This window comes from Ruegeria sp. AN6 (genome assembly GCF_056540425.1).
Window position 1 is genome coordinate 1 of sequence record NZ_JBQFWR010000007.1, and the last position, 19059, is coordinate 19059.

Here is a 19059-nt window from a genome sequence, read left to right on the forward strand (position 1 = left end):
ATAGATTACTCATGTTATACCCCTGAAACTCAGGGGCTTGAATCATGCAGCCGAGATGACGGCAACCAAATTAATGGGTCCAGAACCTAGAAGCAACCGTCAATGTAGCCGTCTGTCAGGGTGCATTGCTTTGAAAAGTCGGAAATGCAAAGTTCGTTTTTAAATGTCTGCATTGGGCTGCGATCTTCCGAATGCAACTGCAGCATGCCTTAAACTTCACGTGGCTGGTCTTGGGCTCAGAGCGGTCATCTGACATATTCAGTAGGACATTGACCCGATTCCAACGACCCCAAAACCTGCTCTGCGGACGAAGCCGCCGTTATGAAACCTAATCTCTGGTGATGGGTTTTGTGGATGCACGGCACCGAGACCCAATCATCATTAATAGAACCATGGCGTTGGATGATACGCGGTCTTCAATGAGTAAGTCCGAATATCTTTTCGGGCTTCTGCATCCCCTTCAAGATATGTGAACCAAACCCGACCGTATCTTTACCTAGCAGTTCCGCGACAGACTCAGACATCAGGACATCCTGACCAAGGGGTTTACACAGTCCCTCAACCCGGCTGGCAATGTTCACGGCCTCCCCGATCACGGTAAAATCCAACCGTCTCGCAGAACCGATGTTGCCGAAGAACACCTCGCCGACATGCAATCCAATGCCGGTTCTTAGTGGCCGCCAGTCTTCGTTTTTGGCCATCGTCGCGTTTAATGTGGCGAGGTCACTTTGCGCCTGGCCTGCTGCAGACACTGCAGCCCACGCTGCCATGTTCACGTTTTGAAAATCCGACAGCGGGAAAATGGCCAACATCCCATCGCCAATGAACTTTAATACGTCGCCGCCGTTGATAATCACGGCCTCTGCAAGTACCGAGAAGTAGCGATTAAGCACGTCTGCGACTGTCTCGTTTTCGGCAGTCTCCAAAAGGCTAGAGAAATCCCGTAATTCCGAACTCCATACGATTGCTTGAATGGGCAAACCTGCGCCCCTATTGATCGTACCGTTAACCACTCTCTGGCCTGCTTCGCGGCCCAAATAGGTGAGCGAGATGTTCTCTGCAATTCGGCTGGCGATGTGGCGCTCAACGTGTAGCGCGAAGATATCGAACAGCCGCATGAGCGTGCTCCACTGTCCTTCATTAAAACCTCCCGGTTCCCGGGTCGAAAATGTTGCGGCATTGTACTTCTGACCCCGAGCAGACAGCGGCAGAGCGACATATTCCGAGAAACCATCTTCCGCGAGCTCGGTCATGAGTGGGCTGCGCGCATCTTCCATCTCGCCGGAAAGCATTACGCGTACTATCTCGCCATACTCCACAACCCGGTATATCGGATTGTCTCGGTACGCGGCTGAAGTCAGCGTCTCTTCACCGACTTGAATCTCGTCGCAAATGCCGTCTTGCGTGTTCCAGGTCCAACCATAGCGGCGGATCTGTGGATGCAGAGTACCGGCAACTACAGTAAACCTATCAACACCAAAGCCACTTTGGGCCAACTGACCTGCAAACTCAGCCACAAGAGCGTGGGCGCTCGCGGTCTTGCTTGCCTCACCCAAAAGCCAGGTTTCGACATCCACCGGAGTTATCGACTTCTCAAGATCCAGCTCGAACCGTTGCCTTTGAACTAAACGAACTCCTGGAGCATATTTTCGAGGATAATGATCCTCGCTATGTGCGGGCTGTGCTTGTTGGTAACCTGAGCCTTCTGACATTGGTATACCTTTCTTCAGACTGCCGGTTTTTTGATTGTGAGAGCCGCATCCGTAAGCCGAATGTCGGCTCAGGAGGTTAAGCTACTGCAATAGCAAGATCATCTCAAATCTAGCAATAACCGCTTTCGGGACCGGGTAGGAGTGCGACCTGCTGCGTCGCCGCAAGCCCGCTTCGAGCCCAAAGTGGTCGCGCTTTCTTGATGGGACCTCTTTGCTCTAACTACCGGGCTGACATTGCTCTCTCTACAAGCTAGCTTCCAACAAGCGGGGGGAGAAACATGGAAAAGAGGCTTGCTGCAGTGCTGGTGGCTGATGTCGCCGGATACTCGGCGTTGATGGATCAGGATAGTGACGGGACACTCAACGCGCTAAAGGCTTTCCGTGAGGATCATCTAATACCCGCTTTGGCAGCCCATGATGGGCGACTGATCAAAAGCATGGGCGACGGATGGATTGTTGAGTTTCGCTCCGCATCGGCCGCAACAGAATGCGCGATTGCTGTTCAGATTGCTGACCGACCACAGAAAATCCAAATCCGCATCGGCATACATACCGGCGAAGTCGTTACGGAAGGCGATGACATTTTCGGTGACGGTATCAACATAGCCGCCCGTCTCGAGTCATTAGCGGAACCGGGGCAAATATTGATTTCAGACACCGCACATAACAGCCTAGACAGGAATGCTGCCGCCTCGTTCTCTGGCGGCCAGCGGGCCGAATTGAAGAACATTGCCCGCCCCGTTGGCGTGTGGCAGTGGCCTGTCGGTTCGGCGGCTACAAGTCCAACCGTCAAATCGGACAAACCCGGTATTGCCGTGCTGCCGTTTGACAATATGTCGGGCGACACTGAACAAGAGTTCTTTGCCGATGGGATTACCGAAGACATCATAACTGAGTTATCTCGGTTTCGTTGGCTGATGGTCGTGGCGCGAAACTCGTCTTTTACATTCAAAGGAAAGAGCACTGACATTCGCGAAGTCGGGCAGGCGCTCGGCGTGAGATATGTGCTTGAAGGATCTGTAAGGCGCGCAGGCCAGCGTCTTCGCATTACAGGACAGTTAATTGATGCAGAGAATGGCAGTCATCTTTGGGCTGACCGTTTCGATGGAACGCTGGACGATGTTTTTGACTTGCAAGATCAAGTCACACAGGAAGTTGTCACGGCGATCGAACCGTCCGTTCGCCATGCCGAGACGGTCCGCGCTCGGGCGAAACCGACGGAAAACCTGGATGCCTATGAACTTTATCTTCAGGCTCAATCACACTTTCATCTGCTGACGGAAGAAGACAACCGTGAGGCCATTCGCCTTACGCGTCTGGCGTTGGAGCGCGATCCTGATTATTCGTCGGCAGCTGGATTGCTTGCGTGGTTGCATATCCAAAGGATGGTGCAGGGGCTGAAACCGATTGACGAAGGGCCAAAGGCTGCCGTCGCCGCAGCGGAACGTGTATTGTTAAGTGATCGCGCGGATGGAATTGCGTTGGCTTACGCCGCACACTCGATCTCGATGCTTGCACAAGACCTGCCGCGCGCGCGCGCAGTTTTCAAACAAGCACTCTCTGAAAATCCAAACGCTGCGATCGTTCATATGCTCGCTGGCATCAATCTGAATTTTCTCGACAGACCCGAAGAAGCCCTAGAACACGCTACACACTCGATCAATCTCAGTCCAAAAGATCCGATGCGGCACGCAGCCTATGTCGGGCAAGCCTCCTCATTTTTCCAACTTGGGCGCTATGCCGAAGCTGTAGATGCCAATCGAAACGCCTTGGCCATTAGGGCGAAATTCGTGATTACGCATCTCATGCTCATCGCATCCCTGGCTCAAAACGGAGACCTTGAGTCAGCAACGGCTGCAGTATCTGAACTGAAGGAACTTCGTCCAGATCTCGACATTAAAGAACAAACGAAACTCCCCATATTCAGCGTTCCCGATTGCTCGGAGCAATGGCGGGATGGATGGTTAAAAGCAGGCCTTCCAATCTGAGAAAGTAAAATTAAGCAGTCGATCCAATCCGGATGTGCTTTAGCTCTCAACTCCGGCCCATTCACTTGCTGCATCTGCTCGGTTCCGAGATGAAGCACTTCCGGATTGGGCTCGAACCAGACCTTCGATGCGGCTGGCGCAAATGGCGGCTTTGGGCCGTCCTCAGTGGCAGTATTATGTGAGGCAGGGTGCTTGCCGCGCTTGCTCCGAGGTCTGCGATGAGCCGAGGCTGTGTGACAACTCTGACCGGTTGGCAAAATATGTCTAAAATACACTTTATGTGCGTTCTCCCGCGCTTCTGAGAGAGCAATTTACACAGGCGCTGAAAACGAGCTCGACGAGAGAGTTGGTGAGCCGGAGTTTTCACACAGCCTCAGCCCAAACTACCCAGATATCGCACTGCGGCGAATGTCCTGTTCTCAAATCGACGTGCGGCACTTACCAGAAACCAGTTCAGCGGATCACGTGGACAGAACAATTAGCGTGGTGAACGACCCGGTTCGCAGTCGACCCAATAAGTATGTTCTCGATTCCCGGCTTGTGTGAGGCCAATACTATGCAATCGATGTCGTTTTCATTTGCGAAATCAACGATCGCTCGGCCAGCGCTCCCCGAGATAAGCCGCGGTTTCGCGCCCGGTAGCTCTGCAGCGTTCCGATGTAGGCCTTCCTGAAGCTCTTTTCGCGTGTTTGCCAGAACTTCCTCGGGTATCTGGGATGCCACATATGCAGGGATCGGTTCCTGCACATGGAGCACTGTGAATTCCGCATTTGCATTCGCCAGCAAACGAGCAGCTTCAAATGAAGCCTGTGTATCATGATCTTTGTCCAGCGCGACCGGTACCAGAATGTTTTTATACATATTAGCTACCTTCCATTGCTCCAGCTACGATCTATTTGGCCTCCGCAGTGATGCGGCACTCTAAACCGGTTCTGATTTCGAAGACTTACCCGCTTTCTTTGCTGTGCTTGCAACATCATCTATCGTCTTTTCTACTGCTTCGGCTTCGGTTTCCGCTGCATATCCTGCACATCGGGCAACTGTTTCGAACCATTCCTGTGCGTCAGCTACAAGGCGTTCGGCTGAATGCTTCTGCCACTCTGCTATGGTTTGCAGTGCTTTCGCCGGATCAGTCGGGTCTGCGGCAGACGCCGAACGCGCAGCTTCCAGTCCGGTTCGAACAGCCTCGTGACGCCTCTCAAACCAATGTTGAGCAAAGGCCTCTGCTTCTTTAAGTGATTTTTCCTGCGTGTCCCAGAATTGCTCAAGCTGAGCGCCTAAAAACGGATTGGCCGTGGTAGTCGGCTGCATCTGCTTAAAAACATCGACAAGTGGGTTGGAGTAACATGATTTTGGCTTCTCTTCAGGCATTGGAGATTCCTCCTCATCTTCCAAATGCTGAATGTTACCAGATCTCGCAAAAAATAACCTTAATGTAGATCAACCAGTGTCACCAAACTTAGGCAGTGGTGCTCTACAATCTAATGGCGGCACTTGTACCATCCTACTCGATTTGAATAGACTCCAGATAATAAATTACATTTGCCAACGGAACACCTGCGAACATCGGCTGGCCGTCAGGCATGGTCAGCGCAACTTTTTGATCCGAATCCAAAGCTGGTCCGAAAATGGGCATTTCTCCGCCATGCGCGAGCAATGGTGCGCGACCATCAATTTGACGCGCCACTGCCTCAATCGGAAAAACGCCGTCGTTTTGGGCCGCGAGCCTCGTCAGATCAGGTGTCCTTATTGCCAGCATCTCCGCCATTGGACCATCTCCTGTGGCCTCGAAACCATGGCATTGCCAACAATAAGTTCTGTAGAGATCGTGCCCATTTTGAAGGTCTATGTCCTGCGCCAGTGCAGCGCTTGCAGTAAAAATTGACAAAAGAAGTGTACGACGAACTAGCATCTGTTCCTCCGACAAGTTCAGCATTTCGAGTTGAAAATACGCGATATCGAATGAATGTTTCATTGATCTCGCTCATATTCAGCCTTTGAGTACCAACTGAGAAAAACCTTCACGAAAGGACGATCGTAGCAGTCGAATCCGCCTCGCTGATCGGATCTTAGCGCCTAATGATATAGATCAATGCCAAATGAAGCATTACATATCAAAGTATGAATATTTCAGCGGAAGCTCGGCATGAGTGGTGACGAGCCCTTGATTTATGATTGGGGTGCTTGTTTGCGGCACTACTTCGGCACCCAAGCAATTGTCCATCAAGGAGTGAGGTGAATGCATACAGTTGATCCACCGGCCCCTAAACTCCGGCGTTCTCTTACCACCCCGTTGCTTACACTATATGGGCTCGGTGTTACCGTCGGTGCGGGAATTTATGTGCTGGTCGGCGCTACCGCCGAGGCCGCGGGCCCTTATGCAGCAATTTCGTTTCTTGTTGCTGCTCTCGTCGTTTCGCTGACGGCTTTGTCATACGCCGAACTCGCGACACGCTTTCCCGTAAGCGCGGGAGAAGCGGCATACGTTGAAGCGGGATTTCAAAGGGGCTGGATGGCGGTTCTAGTCGGTCTTGCCGTTGCTGCGTCTGGGATCATTTCAGCCTCCGCTGTTGCGATCGGGGCGGCCTCATACCTTCACACCCTGACGGGGCTTGGCACCGCGTTGCTTACGATCGGCGTTGTGTCGGTCATGGGTCTGATTGCACTCTGGGGCATTACACAATCGGTATTTGTGGCAGCCGTGATCACGGTCATCGAGATTGCGGGGCTTCTTTTTGTGATTGGCTGGGGCATATCCGTGCAGGAAGCGCAAGGCTATGAAATTAGTGAGATGGTGCCGGGACTCGAGCTCAATACCTGGCGCGGTATTATGGCGGCATCTCTGCTGGCCTTTTTTGCCTTTGTCGGGTTTGAGGACATGGCAAACGTCGCCGAAGAGGTAAAAGACCCAACCCACACAATTCCAAAGGCCATCCTTTTGACACTCGTTCTGGCGACGGGTCTTTATCTGGCGACATCAATGACGGTTCTGCTTGTTGTTCCTATCGATGCCTTGTCAGCTTCGGCAGCCCCGCTTACCCTGGTTTTTTCGAACGCACCCGAAGTGATTAAACAGGGGTTCGCCGCAGTCGCGGTTGTTGCGACAGTCAACGGCGTCCTGATCCAGATGATCATGGCGTCGCGAGTGATCTATGGCCTTGCCGACCGGGACCATCTGCCGAAAATACTGGCGACTGTCCCGCAGGTAACCCAAACACCGGTCGTCGCAACACTGTTGGTTGTTGCGATAATCCTTCTGCTGACGCAAACTCTGCCAATCGGAATACTGGCGGAACGCACATCCCAGATCGTTTTGGGAGTGTTTGTTTTGGTCAACATCTCGCTGATATTGCTGAAGTCCCGGCCTGGGTCAACTCGGGAACATTTCCGCGTACCTCTTGTTGTACCAATCCTTGGGGTGCTGACCAGCGCCCTGCTTTTTGGTGCCGGATTTCTCTGAGAGGAAAACCGACAGCATAGGGTCACCAGAACGGGGTCCGACTGACGCATGAACACTGACCGATCAACACTTGGAAGGCGGATTTCAGGCTGGTGGCACCGGACCTTTGTTGATCTGATCGAGCAATTGCAATGGTCTTACCTACCACCATTGATGGTTTACTTTGCGGCCGGGGTTTCGGGACTAACATCCGTCGTCGGTGCGTTTTTTCTTAAGGAATATCTGAATCTATCCGCCGCTTTTGTTGCGGGATTGGCATTCTGGGCCGGGTTACCGTGGATTCTAAAAATGCCGCTGGGTCATCTGGTTGATCTGTTCTGGCGTTGGAAATCCCTCCTGATTGTCGTTGGCGCAACCCTTATCACGGCGTCATTGCTCATCATGTACAGGCTTGTGGCTGCGCCTGACCATATGGCCGGCATTATGCCACTAGAGGATTGGTACGTCGTTGCTTTGATGTTGGCTCCTTCAGGTTATGCCATTCAGGATGTCGTTGCTGACGCCATGACGGTAGAAGCGGTGCCGCAATCGGACCGCGACGGACGCGCTTTTGCGCCGGAAGAAGTTCGTGCACGGCACACCACAATGCAGACCCTCGGCAGGATCGCGATCATATCCGGGTTTGCAGGAGTCGCAGCGGTTAACATCTGGATTTTTTCGGGGGCAGAAGATCTGGAGAAAGGCGATCGTTTGGTTCTCTACGGTCAGGTCTATCTTGTCGCTCTGGTTATCCCCTTGCTTTCGATCAGCGGAGTGGTTCTTCACGCTCTGATACAGCGTCGCCTCGTTCGTCAAGGACACCTTCCGCACAGACCGGATCAAACCACCGAAGTCAGGTGGCCGATACTGCTGGGCGGACTTGCGTTTGTTGTTCTCAGCATAGTGTTGGGAACCGCAAATTTTGCCTTCGCGCAAGAGACCGTTTTTGCGGTGTCGCTCACGGTCATTCTCTACCTCATGTCGCGGTTGCTGAGAGAGCTGGACTCGAAACAGGCTAAAGTTCTGATCGGAACAGCAACTATCATATTCGTTTTTCGAGCAGTTCCCTTGCCAGGACCGGGCTTGACTTGGTTCGAGATCGATGAGCTTGGGTTTGACGAACAGTTCCTGGCCATTCTAGCGCTTCTGACCTCACTACTTGCTCTGCTTGGCCTGATTATCCTCAGGCCGATTATGGCAAGTCATTCGATTGCGCAGGTTGTAGTGTTACTCACGATTGCCGCAGGAGTGCTGGCCCTGCCAAACCTTGCCTTGTACTACGGGGTGCATGAATGGACGGCCGCGCGCACTGGTGGTGTCGTGGATGCAAGGTTTATCGCCATACTCGACACAGCAGTCGAGTCACCGCTGGGTCAGATCGCGATGGTCCCAATGTTGGCCTGGATCGCGCGCAACGCCCCACCACATCTGAAAGCTACCTTTTTCGCAGTCATGGCGTCGTTCACCAACATGGCATTGTCAGCAAGCAGCCTCGGTACAAAATACCTGAATCAGATCTTTACCGTTACCCGCTCGGTTACCGATCCCAGAACGGGTACCGTTGCCTCCGTCGCTGACTATAGCCACTTGGGGAACTTGCTGATTACCGTGGCCTTGATCTCTGTTATCGTTCCTCTGGCTGTGGTTTTTCTTGTGCAAAACTCGTCTTATCAGACACGCGATTAAATATGCGGATCAATCGCTTTCATCGAGAAGTGTCTTGAGGTGTGACACCGGAACGCCAATATTCGAGCCGCCAAATTCCGGTAAGATCGCGGCATTGATGGCAACCACCTCGCCGTTTCGGTTCAGTGCAGGTCCGCCGCTTCCGCCGGTTGTGGTTTCCGCATCATAAACGACCGCACCAGGGCTGGTCTGGGCGACGATCCCACGGCTGGCCAGAGGCCGGATCTTGTTCTGCTCTGAAAGGTGTTTTGCAATCGTCCAGAAATCGACGGTGCCATCGCTCTCAAGCGTTTTCAGAAAGTCCGGCCCGGCCTGCACAATCAAAGCCTTGAGGCCAGTTGGAAATCCAAGCAGGAAAACTTCTTCACCTGCGCGCGGCGGGTCAGGTGCCAGCGAAAGCCCAAGTCCTTGAACACGGTTCGCATCAACGGACAGAAGCGCCAGATCGGCCGTTTTGCTTGCCCTAAGCAATACCGCTTCCATTGGCTTGGATTGCTCTGGCAGATAAGCCAGCAGACTAAGTATCTCGGCCTCAAGCCCTGCGGCCTTAAGGGCCTGCGCCCGATCCCCGGTAGTCCAGGGCAAGGCGACATGACGGTTGGTCACCAACAGAGAGGTGCCATGCAGCAGAAACCCGGTTCCGGTGAACTGAAACTCTGCCGGCGCGCCTGTTGCATCCGGTTCAATCCATGGTTTCCCGAATGGAGTTTTTAGTTTCTCCCCGTCCGGGCCAAGCACATGCCGCAGCAATTTACCGCTTTCGGTTTGTCGCAATCCGTAGGCCCCTTGGATAAAGGCAATGGATCGCGTCGAGGCCGTGACTACCCGCCTGGACGCACCTGCACGGTCTTCCAATGTCCCAAGGCGCTGCTCGGTGGAAATTACCTGGTTGTCAAACGCCTCTCTGAGCGCGACCAGATCATCCGCCGTCAATGCATCTTCTCGTGTCTGCGCGAGCATCACGGCAACCGCCTCGATCTTGAGAGATTCCTGTTTAAGGCTGTCCGCCAACTTCCGGTCGTTCAGAAAAAGCAAATAGCCAAAGGCAAAGATCAGAAGAAGCACACCGATAACGGCAACCCTGAACAAAACCGTGGTTTGTGATGTTAGCCGACGCCCGCCTTCGCGCAGCGCACCGGACATTTTTCTGGCGAAGGGTCGTCGGCTGGAGCGCGTATACACATAAGCGTCACTAATTATGTCTTCGACCGTATGATGTGCAGGGAATGAGTGGTCACACACCCTGTAGCGCGACATGGGGCCCTCTTCACCGAATTCAATCATGTCGCCATGCCCTAGAATTGTAGAAGCGGTTTTTTGACCGTTGACCCAGATATCCCGGCCGGGCAACGCGTTTAGCGTGTAACCGCCTTGCGACCACTGAATGGTCGCCACGTCTTCGTCATGCGGGGGCAAATCCTCTTTCCGCCTGAACTTCAGGATACGATCAGGACCCACCGAAGCAGCCAAAGCGTTGCCGACAAGCCAGGTAACGGTTCCGCGGGACGGCCCCGTCAAGCTCTCCAGAAATGCACGGACATCGCCCGTTTCACTTTCCACATCGCTTTTGTCAGGCGTCCGCATCGTCCATCTCAGTTCTCCAGCGCTATTGGCACATTATCATGCCCAGCAGTGAAACCGCTATGGTGGGCAATAATGTGCTCGTTTTAAGAACACCAAGGGTCCGCGCATGCTGCCCGGACCATGATGGTTGCGCGTGCGCCTCCATTGCGCCTATTTCGATGAGACCTTAATCTTCCGGCTGGGATCCTGAGGTTCGGTTTTTGGCATCGTGACGTGCAGGACACCTTTGTCGAACGCAGCGGAAATCTCCTCGATATCGACTGCATCAGGCAGCGTCATTGTCCGGGTAAAACTGCCATAGCTTCTCTCACTAACGCGCAGATCGCCCGTGTCATCATGCGTGACCTTCTTCTGGCCTCGTAGGGTCAATCTGCGGTCCTTGATTTCGACTTCGACATCGTCTTCTTCGAGGCCCGGCAATTCAGCGGTGAGAATTATCGCCGCATCCGTCTCGTGGATGTCAATCGCCGGCGAAATCGCACCCGTCATGTCCAACGACGGGAAGCCCGTGCGTTGCGCGGCTGTTTCCAGTGGCAGGAATGGCGCTGCGCCCCCGAAAAAGCGTGACATCATGGATTCCATTTCGCGTCGAAAATTATCAGATAGCGGATGTGTTCCAGCAAACAGTCGCGGGTTTTTTTTGTCTTCAAGCATTTTCTGATCCTCCTCCTTTGGTGCGATTGGGGTGAGGCAGCATTATCGCAAAAAATGCATCTAATTACCTTGATCTTGCGCAACCAAGCGTCCTCGGTATCGCGTCAAAAGACATCCCGGTCGTATCGGCATTGCGAATGAAACAAGGCGCATTACCGGTCAGACGTCCAGGCCAAGCATCACGCGGTAGAAACAAATGCCCAATTGTCCATCCATCGCGTCAAAGCACTTACAAGCCACACTTCCAGCGTGCGGATGAAACCAACACTACGTCAGTATTGCGGGTTGCCGCTCCTACTTCGGCAACATGAAGAACTCTTCCAATACAATCTTTCCGTCTGCCACAGAATAAACAGCAATCTCGCTCAGGGCGATACGTTGCCCAGTCTCCTTCTGCGTTACCTTAGCCTTGTATCGCACACTGAAGCGGTTTGGGGGATGAACATAGGGGCCATCGACTTCGAGTTCGATGATTTCATGAGCTGCCAGCCAATCCTCTCTTTTCCCTTTGATAGCATCACGGCCTTTGGTAATGCGAAACTGTCGAACCGGAGGCACAACCGCTTCTATGGATTGAGCGTTCTCGGCATACATTTCATCAACATTTGCAAGGCCCCTGCGATCACGCATTGCCTGAACAAATGTTCTTCCAATCTCGACTAATTCTTTCATGATAGCCCCCATTTTTGGCATCAACTGTATCACATCATACCTTTTCCAATCTTGACGAGGATCAATGAATTTAGATGTTGGCGAAGAATCCTGTTCGGGAACGAGAGGGCAACTAGTGCAGTGGCAACGAGCGGCCCAATTCCCGGTGCCGGCATCAGCCAGTGCGCCATCTCCTTGCCTCGTGGTCGGTGAGCTACCTCCGCATCCAACTCTCATATCCGACTGATCAACCGACCCGCATCCCAATCAGCGGACTTAGGCAAGCCTGTGCCGCTTCCCCTCGTGTTGCACCATCATGCGACAATCGATATCGACCGCGAAGACAAGCCAATGAACAATTTCAACCAACAATCCCGCAACATTCACAAACCCACGTACCGCCAACATTTCACTAAAAAATTGTTATTTATTAAGAAATAGAGTTCCTTTACGCGGGTTCGAAATTGGTACTCGCCTCCAAAAGAATTCAATAGCTTACACGACCTTCCCAGACCGAGCGATACAAATGCTTGTTCTTCGGGGTCACATAGGGGAAATGTAGCCCGATTTGGGCTTTTATCGCGCCGCAAGACTTGCCGTGTGATTCCATGCGCAATGCCCATTTTCCTCTACAATTGGGCGACTCGATTTCAGACCAAGTCCCGCAAATTGAGATATTGTCTCGTTGTGTGATAGTCTCGTTTCATTCTGGTTTGCTTAAGGTGATGTATGTGTGGGTAGTGCGTGCGAGATGGTTGTTGATTGGTGCAATACTGTTTGTGTTGGCCTTTTCCGTTTGGAGTCTTCTTCCGCGAAATAGCGAGCAAGAAGCGTTCTACCTGCTTACTCCAGATGAAATGGCAGAACTCGACAATCAACCTAAAATTACTGAGTCTCTAGACCGAGGATTGACCGTTACTCAATCCGATGGCCCCTTCGTAAATTTCAATTCGCCCAAAAAGGATATTGTCCAGTCGCCTGTCAATATTGATGTAGACATTAGCCCGAGAGGAGATACGGCAGTTGATTTGTCGTCAATTCGGATCGACTATCGTATGGGTCCAGCATGGATCAATGTGACCAAACGAATAATGAAGCACGCCTCAGTCGAAGGTTCGCGCCTGCTCGCACGTTCGGCTGAACTGCCGATTGGGCGGCACACGATGCGACTCTCCATACAGGACGAGGATAAAAGGCGGACGAGGGTTACTGTGTCGTTTGTCGTGCAGTGAATTGTTAGAAGAAGCAACTACTCGCGATATTACTCAGCCGGCCACTCAACCCTGTGCAACTACCAACGGCGGCTCCTTCGGAAACGGACTGATATCGGACCACTTGAAACATTTTTCTGTCAGGATTGCGCTTGTCTCCCATGTGTTGGAACGCTCCCGCTGTTCGGTGCCGTATTGCATCCCTGATCGATAGACCCCAAGAGCGCTAACGCTGGCGACAGTGCGGCCAATAAGCTGTGCCTCAGCGTCTTTCAATGGTGCCCAGTCAAGACTTCTTACGGCCCTGAGATGCGTCAGCGACCGGGGCCCATGGTCTTGTACCGGTGCAAAAACTCTCGGAATTCCACCCAATCCGGTCTTTGATTTAGCTCGACAATTTTCTGCGCGTGCCAAGAGCACGCGGCGGCATGCAAGGACGCCAGTTGGTCATCAGACATCAAACGTTCCCGCTCTACCGCAGCCTTTTCCCAAAGCGGCAAGATCGACCGGTCCTCAACCAAATTCGCGTTCATATTGTTCCAATAGGATTCGGCCTGATCATCGTGAATATGATTGGTTTTACCCCGATCCCGTTTAACCATGAACGACCCGATTGAACGCGTCACATAGTGATGGATACGCGCAAAATCATGGCGGTAGTTGGATGTGGCACGCCAGGTCACAGCTTCGGGGTCAAGTAGTTGCCCGCCACCATCAACCCATCTGATCTCGGACATGCGCTCAGGCGCAACCCCTTTGGGGCGATGCGGACCATATCGGGTGAATAACCCGTTGTTGCGCGTTATACTCTTCAGCCCGCCCGCAACGCCCGAATAATAGCCCTGCTCGGTATCGCAAAGAAAGAACTGCTCAGCCACTGGAATATCGCTGAAATCTTCAATGCCTCCGCATCCGAATAGTTTCCAGGCAAAAGAGGCAACATCAAAAGGCTCTCCTGCGGTTTCCTGTAACTTTTCCAGCAACTTGTGCATGGAGGGTTCAGGAAGGCGGATGTTCAGATATTCATCAACGTCCAGCGAAAAGGTCCAGTCCGCATCAAGAAACCTCGGATGTGAACGAACTCGCCTGAGCATCGTGTTCTGCGGGCTTTGCTTTGGCTTGACCGAATTATCAACATGGGTTGCAATGCCCAGATCCCCGAGCCGTTCTGCAATCAGATCGGTGCCGTCATCACAATCGTTGGTGTAAATGAGGAAATGGTCAATGCCGAGTGACAGGTAGTAGGACACCCAATCAATCATGAACGGGCCTTCGTTCTTCATTGTCGTGTAGACAACGATCCTGTCAGTCATTGCAAGCCCTGCGGTTGAACCAAAGTGGCGCCATCTTCTGTAGGTCCTTCTCGGGTGCCAACATCCTCAATTCGATATGAAATTGGTTTCATTAATTATAGCTTTTGAACCGCGACCTGAGCGCCTTTGATCGCCTTAAGACGCAAGCCCGCCGAGTTTGCGCCCAAAAACTCGTGGAATGCACGCATCACACCATCTTTCCACCATCCCCTCCGATGGTAGTCATCCAACATGATGACACCGCCTTCGATCATCTTCGGCAATACCGCATCCAGATCCGCTTTGACCCCTTCATATGAATGGTCGCCATCAAGATAGGCGAAACCGATACTCTGATCTTCGAATAGGCGCAGTGCAGGAACCGAAAAATCGCGAATTACCGAAACTTGACCCTTCGCTATCTCAGAGGCGTATGTGTTTTTCACCGCTTCATAGATGCGGTCCATATCGTTTTGGCTACGCGCTCCGGCCAAAGATGCGCCACCATCTGCGTCGGGCTGCACGCCCCATGGGTCGATGAGGCACAGCTTAGAAGGCTTCAATTCATCGAGTAATATCCGCGAAAACTCGCCCCGCCAGACGCCAATTTCGATGCTGAGCTTTCCGTGCGGCATTGTCCTGAGCATTTCGCGCCTCAGCGCATCTTTCCGCTCGCGCTGCAGGGCTTGTTTCTTGCGGCGGTCCTCGGCGGATACGGTTTCAGCCATGGGCGTCTTCTCCGATATGAGAATTCTGCAAGGCCTCAACCAAATCGAGCCAATCAGGTCTGGCCTTCAACTCTGCGGCTTTTGTACTATGCCATTCGCAGGCTTTGTGGTGAAGTTCGGCCAACTGTGGATCAGCCATCATCTCGGCTTTGATGTCATGCATGGCGGGCATGTGGCCCAAGATCGAGCGATCTTCGACGTCGTTGTGATTCATAACAAGCCAGTATTTCAGACCTTGGTCCTGGCCAACATGGTTGGTACGGCCCCGTTCACGTTTGACAAGAAAGCTATCGGTACTTCGCACTGCATAGTGGTGAATACGCGCGAATTCATGGCTGAATCCGCGCCACGCCTTCCATTTCACCTGATCTGCCGGGTAGAGGTTTCCGCCTGCATCTCTCCACAATACCCCTTCGTACGGTGCGTCGGGATTTGGGGCGTCCTCTGGATTGATCCGAGGACGGTGGGCGCGAAACCGGCTGAACTTGCCGTTGTTTCGGAATAGCGTTTTGAAACCTTTTGTCCGGTGATGCGGGTAGCCGTCTTCGGTGGCCGCCTGAAAGAATGTCTCAGGGACAGGTTGATCGACAAAGTCGTTTAAGCCGGCATTTCCGAACATACGCCAACAGATCGATATTGCATCAGCTTCACCGCTTGCCTCTACCAGTGACTGAACATTGCCTTCAGGCAAACGGATATTGATGTATTCATCCACATCCAGGCTCATGATCCAATTTGCGGACTGATAGCTTGGATGACTGCGAGATCGGGTAAAAGCCCGGTTCTGGGGCGCAGCGCGTGGTCCAACCTTGTTGCGCTCATGATGCGCCCAGCCTAAGGCCTGCATCCGATCACCGATGACATCTGTGCCATCAGAACAGTCGTTGGTATAGATCAGGATATCATTGAACCCGATTGCGCGGTTGTAAGCCACCCAATCGATCATAAATGGCCCTTCGTTCTTCATCGTCGTCACGATGAGAAAGGTCTCGTTTCCCATAAGTTAAACTCTTGCCTGTGCCATTATCGGACTATTGTTGATCTGTTTAGAATAGCCTCCGAAATTTGTCCAACGAAGCAAGTCCCAGGAATAACTGGCTACCGCACCTCGGCCCCTCCAGGGAGGGGGTCTGATGAAAATGATGGAACTCAATTTGCATTCAGCGCCAACTAATATTGAGTTAACCGCTGACTTCATCAGAACTTTCCCGCGACAATCCGAATAGCCACCTCCGAACCGCAGATAGCTGTGGCATCATCAAACGAAACTCTTCATGAACATCAGCACATTATGTTTTACCGATTCTGAGGAACCACTTCGTAACCCGGCTCTTCCGGCTCATCATCCTGCATTTCCGCGGGGAACCCCGGAGCACGGATATCCAGTCCTGTAGCTTCCTCAAGGCGTTTGATAATGTTAGGGGAAAGTTCCCGGTCACCGTAGCGAGCGATTCCGTCGTCGAAGATTTCCATCATCACCGGGTTTATCTCCAGCGGCACCCCGGCGCGGTCGGCGACCTCCTGAAACAGACCGATATCCTTTTTGACCAGATCCATGGTGAATGAAATATCGCGGGACCCATTCAGAATCACCTGGCTTTCCGTTTCGTGCACAAATGATGTGCCCGACGAAATTTTGATCGCCTCATAGGTCGTACCAAGATCCATCCCTGCAGCCTTTGCGGTCACCAAGGCCTCGGCGCAAGTGATCAGATTTGCAGTTGCCAGATAGTTTGTCAGCACCTTCAACACTGAGGCCGATCCCAGATCGCCTGTGTGCAAAACGCGGCGCCCCATCGTCGTCAGGAACGGCAGAATGCACTCAAATGTTTCCCGATCGCAGCCTGCAAAAATCGAAATATTGCCCGTAGCCGCCCGATGACATCCGCCCGATACCGGGCAATCAACTGCAGCCCCCCCACGTTCGATCACCGAAGCACCCAATCGTTTTACTTCCGCTTCGTCGGTGGTGGACATTTCCATCCAGATCTTACCGGATGTCACTTCGGACAGCATCTCCTGCATTACCGCGTCCGAGGCGGCAGGAGATGGCAGACAGGTAATCACAGCGTCACAATCACGCATCAATTGGGCGGGGCTTTCAGCTGCCTTCGCACCCTGCGCGACAAAACCGGACACAAGATCAGGGTTGAGGTCATGAACGGTCAGGTCAATCCCATTGCGCAGCAGCGAGCCCGACAATTTTCCGCCCACGTTTCCCAGCCCGATAAAGCCTACTTTCATATGACGCTCTCCCTGTTCGTCTTTCGATGCACATGCCAACACGCCCGTTGACCTAAGTCATGCCGTCCAGCGACCCTCAGAGGTCGCTTTTTTGCCCCTGTACGCACTGTTGAGCGAGACTCGCTTGACAAGGGGGGTAATGCTGTCCCAAGAGCCAAGTGTTGGTGTCTGCAGCAGCAGATGAAAAGGGAATGCGTCAGCGGAATTTCCGTCAAACGCAGCCGCCCCCGCGACCGTGACCGGAGAGGGTGCCCAAGCCACTGGCGAATGCCGGGAAGGCGGGACATCCGACAGAGCACCGCTCTGACATCCGCAAGCCGGGAGACCTGCCAACGCCCGAAGATGAAACCGGACGGGGTGTTCCGGTGTGGGGCTTTAATCAGCCCACATGAAACCCCGTCCCCCACGAAGAGGATTTGGGGGGATGAGAGACATGGCCGACACCACACCGGTCGAACTGCTGGTCTGCACCACCTGTCGTCGCGGCCTACCCGTCGAAGACGACGCCCAACGCCCCGGCACATTGCTGCACAAAGCGCTAGAACAGGCTGACCTGCCCGAAGGCATCACCTTGAAAGCAGTAGAATGCCTTTCAAACTGCGATGAGGGCTGTTCTATCGTGCTGCGTGGTGGACCTGATCGATGGACATTCGTCTATAAACATCTGAGCGAAACCGATCACGTCGAAACCATCATTGAAGGTGCCACCAAGTACCTTCAGACCGAGGACGGGCTGGTCAAATGGCGTGAACGCCCCGAACACTTCCGCAAGAATTGCGCGGCCCGTATTCCCCCGATTGGAGCGCTGAAATGAGCAATCTCGAAAAACTGCCCGTCACCGTGATCACCGGCTTTCTGGGCTCGGGCAAAACGACGCTGGTCAAGCATTTGATGCAGAACCCGCAAGGCAAGCGCTTGGCTGTTGTAGTCAATGAGTTCGGCGATGTGGGTGTCGATGGCGATATCCTGAAATCCTGCGCAATCCCGGATTGCCCAGCAGAAAATATCATGGAACTGGCCAATGGCTGCATCTGCTGCACTGTGGCCGACGATTTCATTCCCACGATCGAAGCGCTTATGGCCTTGGAGCCGCGCCCCGATCACATTCTGATCGAAACTTCGGGCCTGGCCCTGCCTAAGCCGCTGCTCAAAGCGTTCGACTGGCCAGACATTCGCTCGAAAATCACAGTCGACGGCGTGATCGCTTTGGCCGATGCCGAAGCTGTTGCTGCTGGTCGGTTCGCACCCAATGTCGAAGCGGTAGACGCCCAGCGCCTTGCCGATGAGTCGATCGACCACGAGACTCCACTATCGGAGGTGTTTGAAGATCAGATCTCTTGCGCCGACATCATCCTGCTGACCAAGCCGGATCTGGCCGGTCCCGAAGGTGTCGCCAAAGCCAAAGAGGTCATCGCGGCCGAAGCCCCTCGCCCCCTACCCGTCGTCGAAGTCGCCGAAGGTGTCGTGGACGTGCGCGTTGTCTTGGGCCTTGAAGCTGCCGCCGAGGACGACATGGAAGCGCGTCCCAGCCATCATGATGGTCATCACGATCACGAGCATGACGATTTTGAAAGCATCATCGTCGAACTGCCGGAACAGACTGATCCGCTGGATCTGGTCGCCAAGATCGAACGCCTGGCAAAGGAACTGAACATCCTGCGCGTCAAAGGCTATGCCGCGGTTCAGGGCAAGCCCATGCGCCTGCTGGTACAGGCCGTCGGCTCGCGGGTACGTCATCAGTATGACCGCCCGTGGGAACCTGGTGAAGAGCGCCGCTCGCGCCTTGTGGTCATCGCCGAGCATGATGATATCAAAGAGGCCAAAATCCGTGATATCCTTGTGGGTGTGACCGAGGCCGCCGAGTAAGATT

Annotated in this window: 17 protein-coding genes and 1 riboswitch; of the genes, 6 read left to right on the top strand and 11 right to left on the bottom strand. The window is 53.3% G+C overall.

The features are described from left to right. Positions 1 to 416 precede the first annotated feature (416 nt). Positions 417 to 1712, bottom strand: coding sequence for an adenylate/guanylate cyclase domain-containing protein (locus ACR0MQ_RS12320; protein WP_480608511.1), 1296 nt, complete (start codon positions 1710 to 1712; stop codon positions 417 to 419). A gap of 278 nt (positions 1713 to 1990) precedes the next feature. Here ACR0MQ_RS12320 and ACR0MQ_RS12325 point away from each other — a divergent pair, with 278 nt between their 5' ends. Continuing rightward, complete coding sequence (locus tag ACR0MQ_RS12325; protein ID WP_170770198.1) at positions 1991 to 3700, top strand: adenylate/guanylate cyclase domain-containing protein; 1710 nt, start codon at positions 1991 to 1993, stop codon at positions 3698 to 3700. A gap of 453 nt (positions 3701 to 4153) precedes the next feature. Here ACR0MQ_RS12325 and ACR0MQ_RS12330 read toward each other — a convergent pair whose 3' ends face one another. From ACR0MQ_RS12330 to ACR0MQ_RS12340, 3 genes are all read right to left on the bottom strand, one after another. Further along, positions 4154 to 4561: a universal stress protein gene (locus tag ACR0MQ_RS12330; RefSeq protein ID WP_170770196.1), complete on the bottom strand. Its 408-nt coding sequence runs from the start codon at positions 4559 to 4561 to the stop codon at positions 4154 to 4156. 60 nt (positions 4562 to 4621) lie between these two features. Beyond that, on the bottom strand, positions 4622 to 5071 hold the full coding sequence (locus ACR0MQ_RS12335) for a phasin family protein (protein WP_480608513.1): 450 nt from the start codon (positions 5069 to 5071) through the stop codon (positions 4622 to 4624). Positions 5072 to 5204: 133 nt separating this feature from the next. Next, positions 5205 to 5675 (bottom strand): cytochrome c family protein, encoded by a 471-nt coding sequence (locus ACR0MQ_RS12340; RefSeq protein WP_170770194.1) that lies wholly within the window; start codon positions 5673 to 5675, stop codon positions 5205 to 5207. Between the two features lie 264 nt (positions 5676 to 5939). Here ACR0MQ_RS12340 and ACR0MQ_RS12345 point away from each other — a divergent pair, with 264 nt between their 5' ends. Continuing rightward, on the top strand, positions 5940 to 7160 hold the full coding sequence (locus ACR0MQ_RS12345; protein ID WP_170770192.1) for an amino acid permease: 1221 nt from the start codon (positions 5940 to 5942) through the stop codon (positions 7158 to 7160). Positions 7161 to 7208: 48 nt separating this feature from the next. After that, a complete protein-coding gene (locus tag ACR0MQ_RS12350; protein WP_480608516.1) occupies positions 7209 to 8825 on the top strand; it encodes an MFS transporter in 1617 nt (538 codons plus the stop codon). Positions 8826 to 8834: 9 nt separating this feature from the next. On the opposite strand, the gene ACR0MQ_RS12355 is transcribed toward ACR0MQ_RS12350, so the two are convergent. The 3 genes from ACR0MQ_RS12355 to ACR0MQ_RS12365 all read right to left on the bottom strand — a co-directional run bounded on the left by ACR0MQ_RS12355 (position 8835) and on the right by ACR0MQ_RS12365 (position 11735). Continuing rightward, a complete protein-coding gene (locus tag ACR0MQ_RS12355) occupies positions 8835 to 10409 on the bottom strand; it encodes a trypsin-like peptidase domain-containing protein (RefSeq protein WP_480608518.1) in 1575 nt (524 codons plus the stop codon). 150 nt (positions 10410 to 10559) lie between these two features. Next, a complete protein-coding gene (locus ACR0MQ_RS12360) occupies positions 10560 to 11063 on the bottom strand; it encodes an Hsp20/alpha crystallin family protein (protein ID WP_480608520.1) in 504 nt (167 codons plus the stop codon). A 294-nt stretch (positions 11064 to 11357) separates the two neighbouring features. Next, a complete protein-coding gene (locus ACR0MQ_RS12365; RefSeq protein ID WP_170468926.1) occupies positions 11358 to 11735 on the bottom strand; it encodes a nuclear transport factor 2 family protein in 378 nt (125 codons plus the stop codon). 587 nt (positions 11736 to 12322) lie between these two features. Between ACR0MQ_RS12365 and ACR0MQ_RS12370 the strand changes: the two genes are divergently transcribed. After that, on the top strand, positions 12323 to 12946 hold the full coding sequence (locus tag ACR0MQ_RS12370; protein ID WP_170770186.1) for a hypothetical protein: 624 nt from the start codon (positions 12323 to 12325) through the stop codon (positions 12944 to 12946). Positions 12947 to 13239: 293 nt separating this feature from the next. On the opposite strand, the gene ACR0MQ_RS12375 is transcribed toward ACR0MQ_RS12370, so the two are convergent. The 4 genes from ACR0MQ_RS12375 to ACR0MQ_RS12390 all read right to left on the bottom strand — a co-directional run bounded on the left by ACR0MQ_RS12375 (position 13240) and on the right by ACR0MQ_RS12390 (position 17189). Continuing rightward, complete coding sequence (locus tag ACR0MQ_RS12375) at positions 13240 to 14238, bottom strand: glycosyltransferase family 2 protein (RefSeq protein WP_170770184.1); 999 nt, start codon at positions 14236 to 14238, stop codon at positions 13240 to 13242. Between the two features lie 95 nt (positions 14239 to 14333). Next, positions 14334 to 14945, bottom strand: coding sequence for a class I SAM-dependent methyltransferase (locus ACR0MQ_RS12380; RefSeq protein ID WP_170468912.1), 612 nt, complete (start codon positions 14943 to 14945; stop codon positions 14334 to 14336). Further along, complete coding sequence (locus ACR0MQ_RS12385) at positions 14938 to 15945, bottom strand: glycosyltransferase family 2 protein (protein WP_480608523.1); 1008 nt, start codon at positions 15943 to 15945, stop codon at positions 14938 to 14940. Before ACR0MQ_RS12385 ends, ACR0MQ_RS12380 begins: the two co-directional genes overlap by 8 nt. A 296-nt stretch (positions 15946 to 16241) precedes the next feature. Beyond that, positions 16242 to 17189 carry an NAD(P)-dependent oxidoreductase gene (locus ACR0MQ_RS12390; protein WP_480608525.1) on the bottom strand — a complete coding sequence of 316 codons (948 nt, stop codon included), beginning with the start codon at positions 17187 to 17189 and terminating at the stop codon, positions 16242 to 16244. 145 nt (positions 17190 to 17334) lie between these two features. Further along, positions 17335 to 17537, top strand: a riboswitch (cobalamin riboswitch). 85 nt (positions 17538 to 17622) lie between these two features. Here ACR0MQ_RS12390 and ACR0MQ_RS12395 point away from each other — a divergent pair. Together ACR0MQ_RS12395 and cobW are read left to right on the top strand one after the other, a co-directional pair. Next, positions 17623 to 18003: a DUF1636 family protein gene (locus ACR0MQ_RS12395; protein ID WP_480608527.1), complete on the top strand. Its 381-nt coding sequence runs from the start codon at positions 17623 to 17625 to the stop codon at positions 18001 to 18003. Beyond that, entirely contained in the window at positions 18000 to 19055 is a 1056-nt protein-coding gene (cobW, locus tag ACR0MQ_RS12400) for a cobalamin biosynthesis protein CobW (protein WP_170770178.1), read from the top strand. The genes ACR0MQ_RS12395 and cobW overlap by 4 nt, the downstream gene beginning before the upstream one ends. The last annotated feature ends 4 nt before the right edge of the window (positions 19056 to 19059 follow it).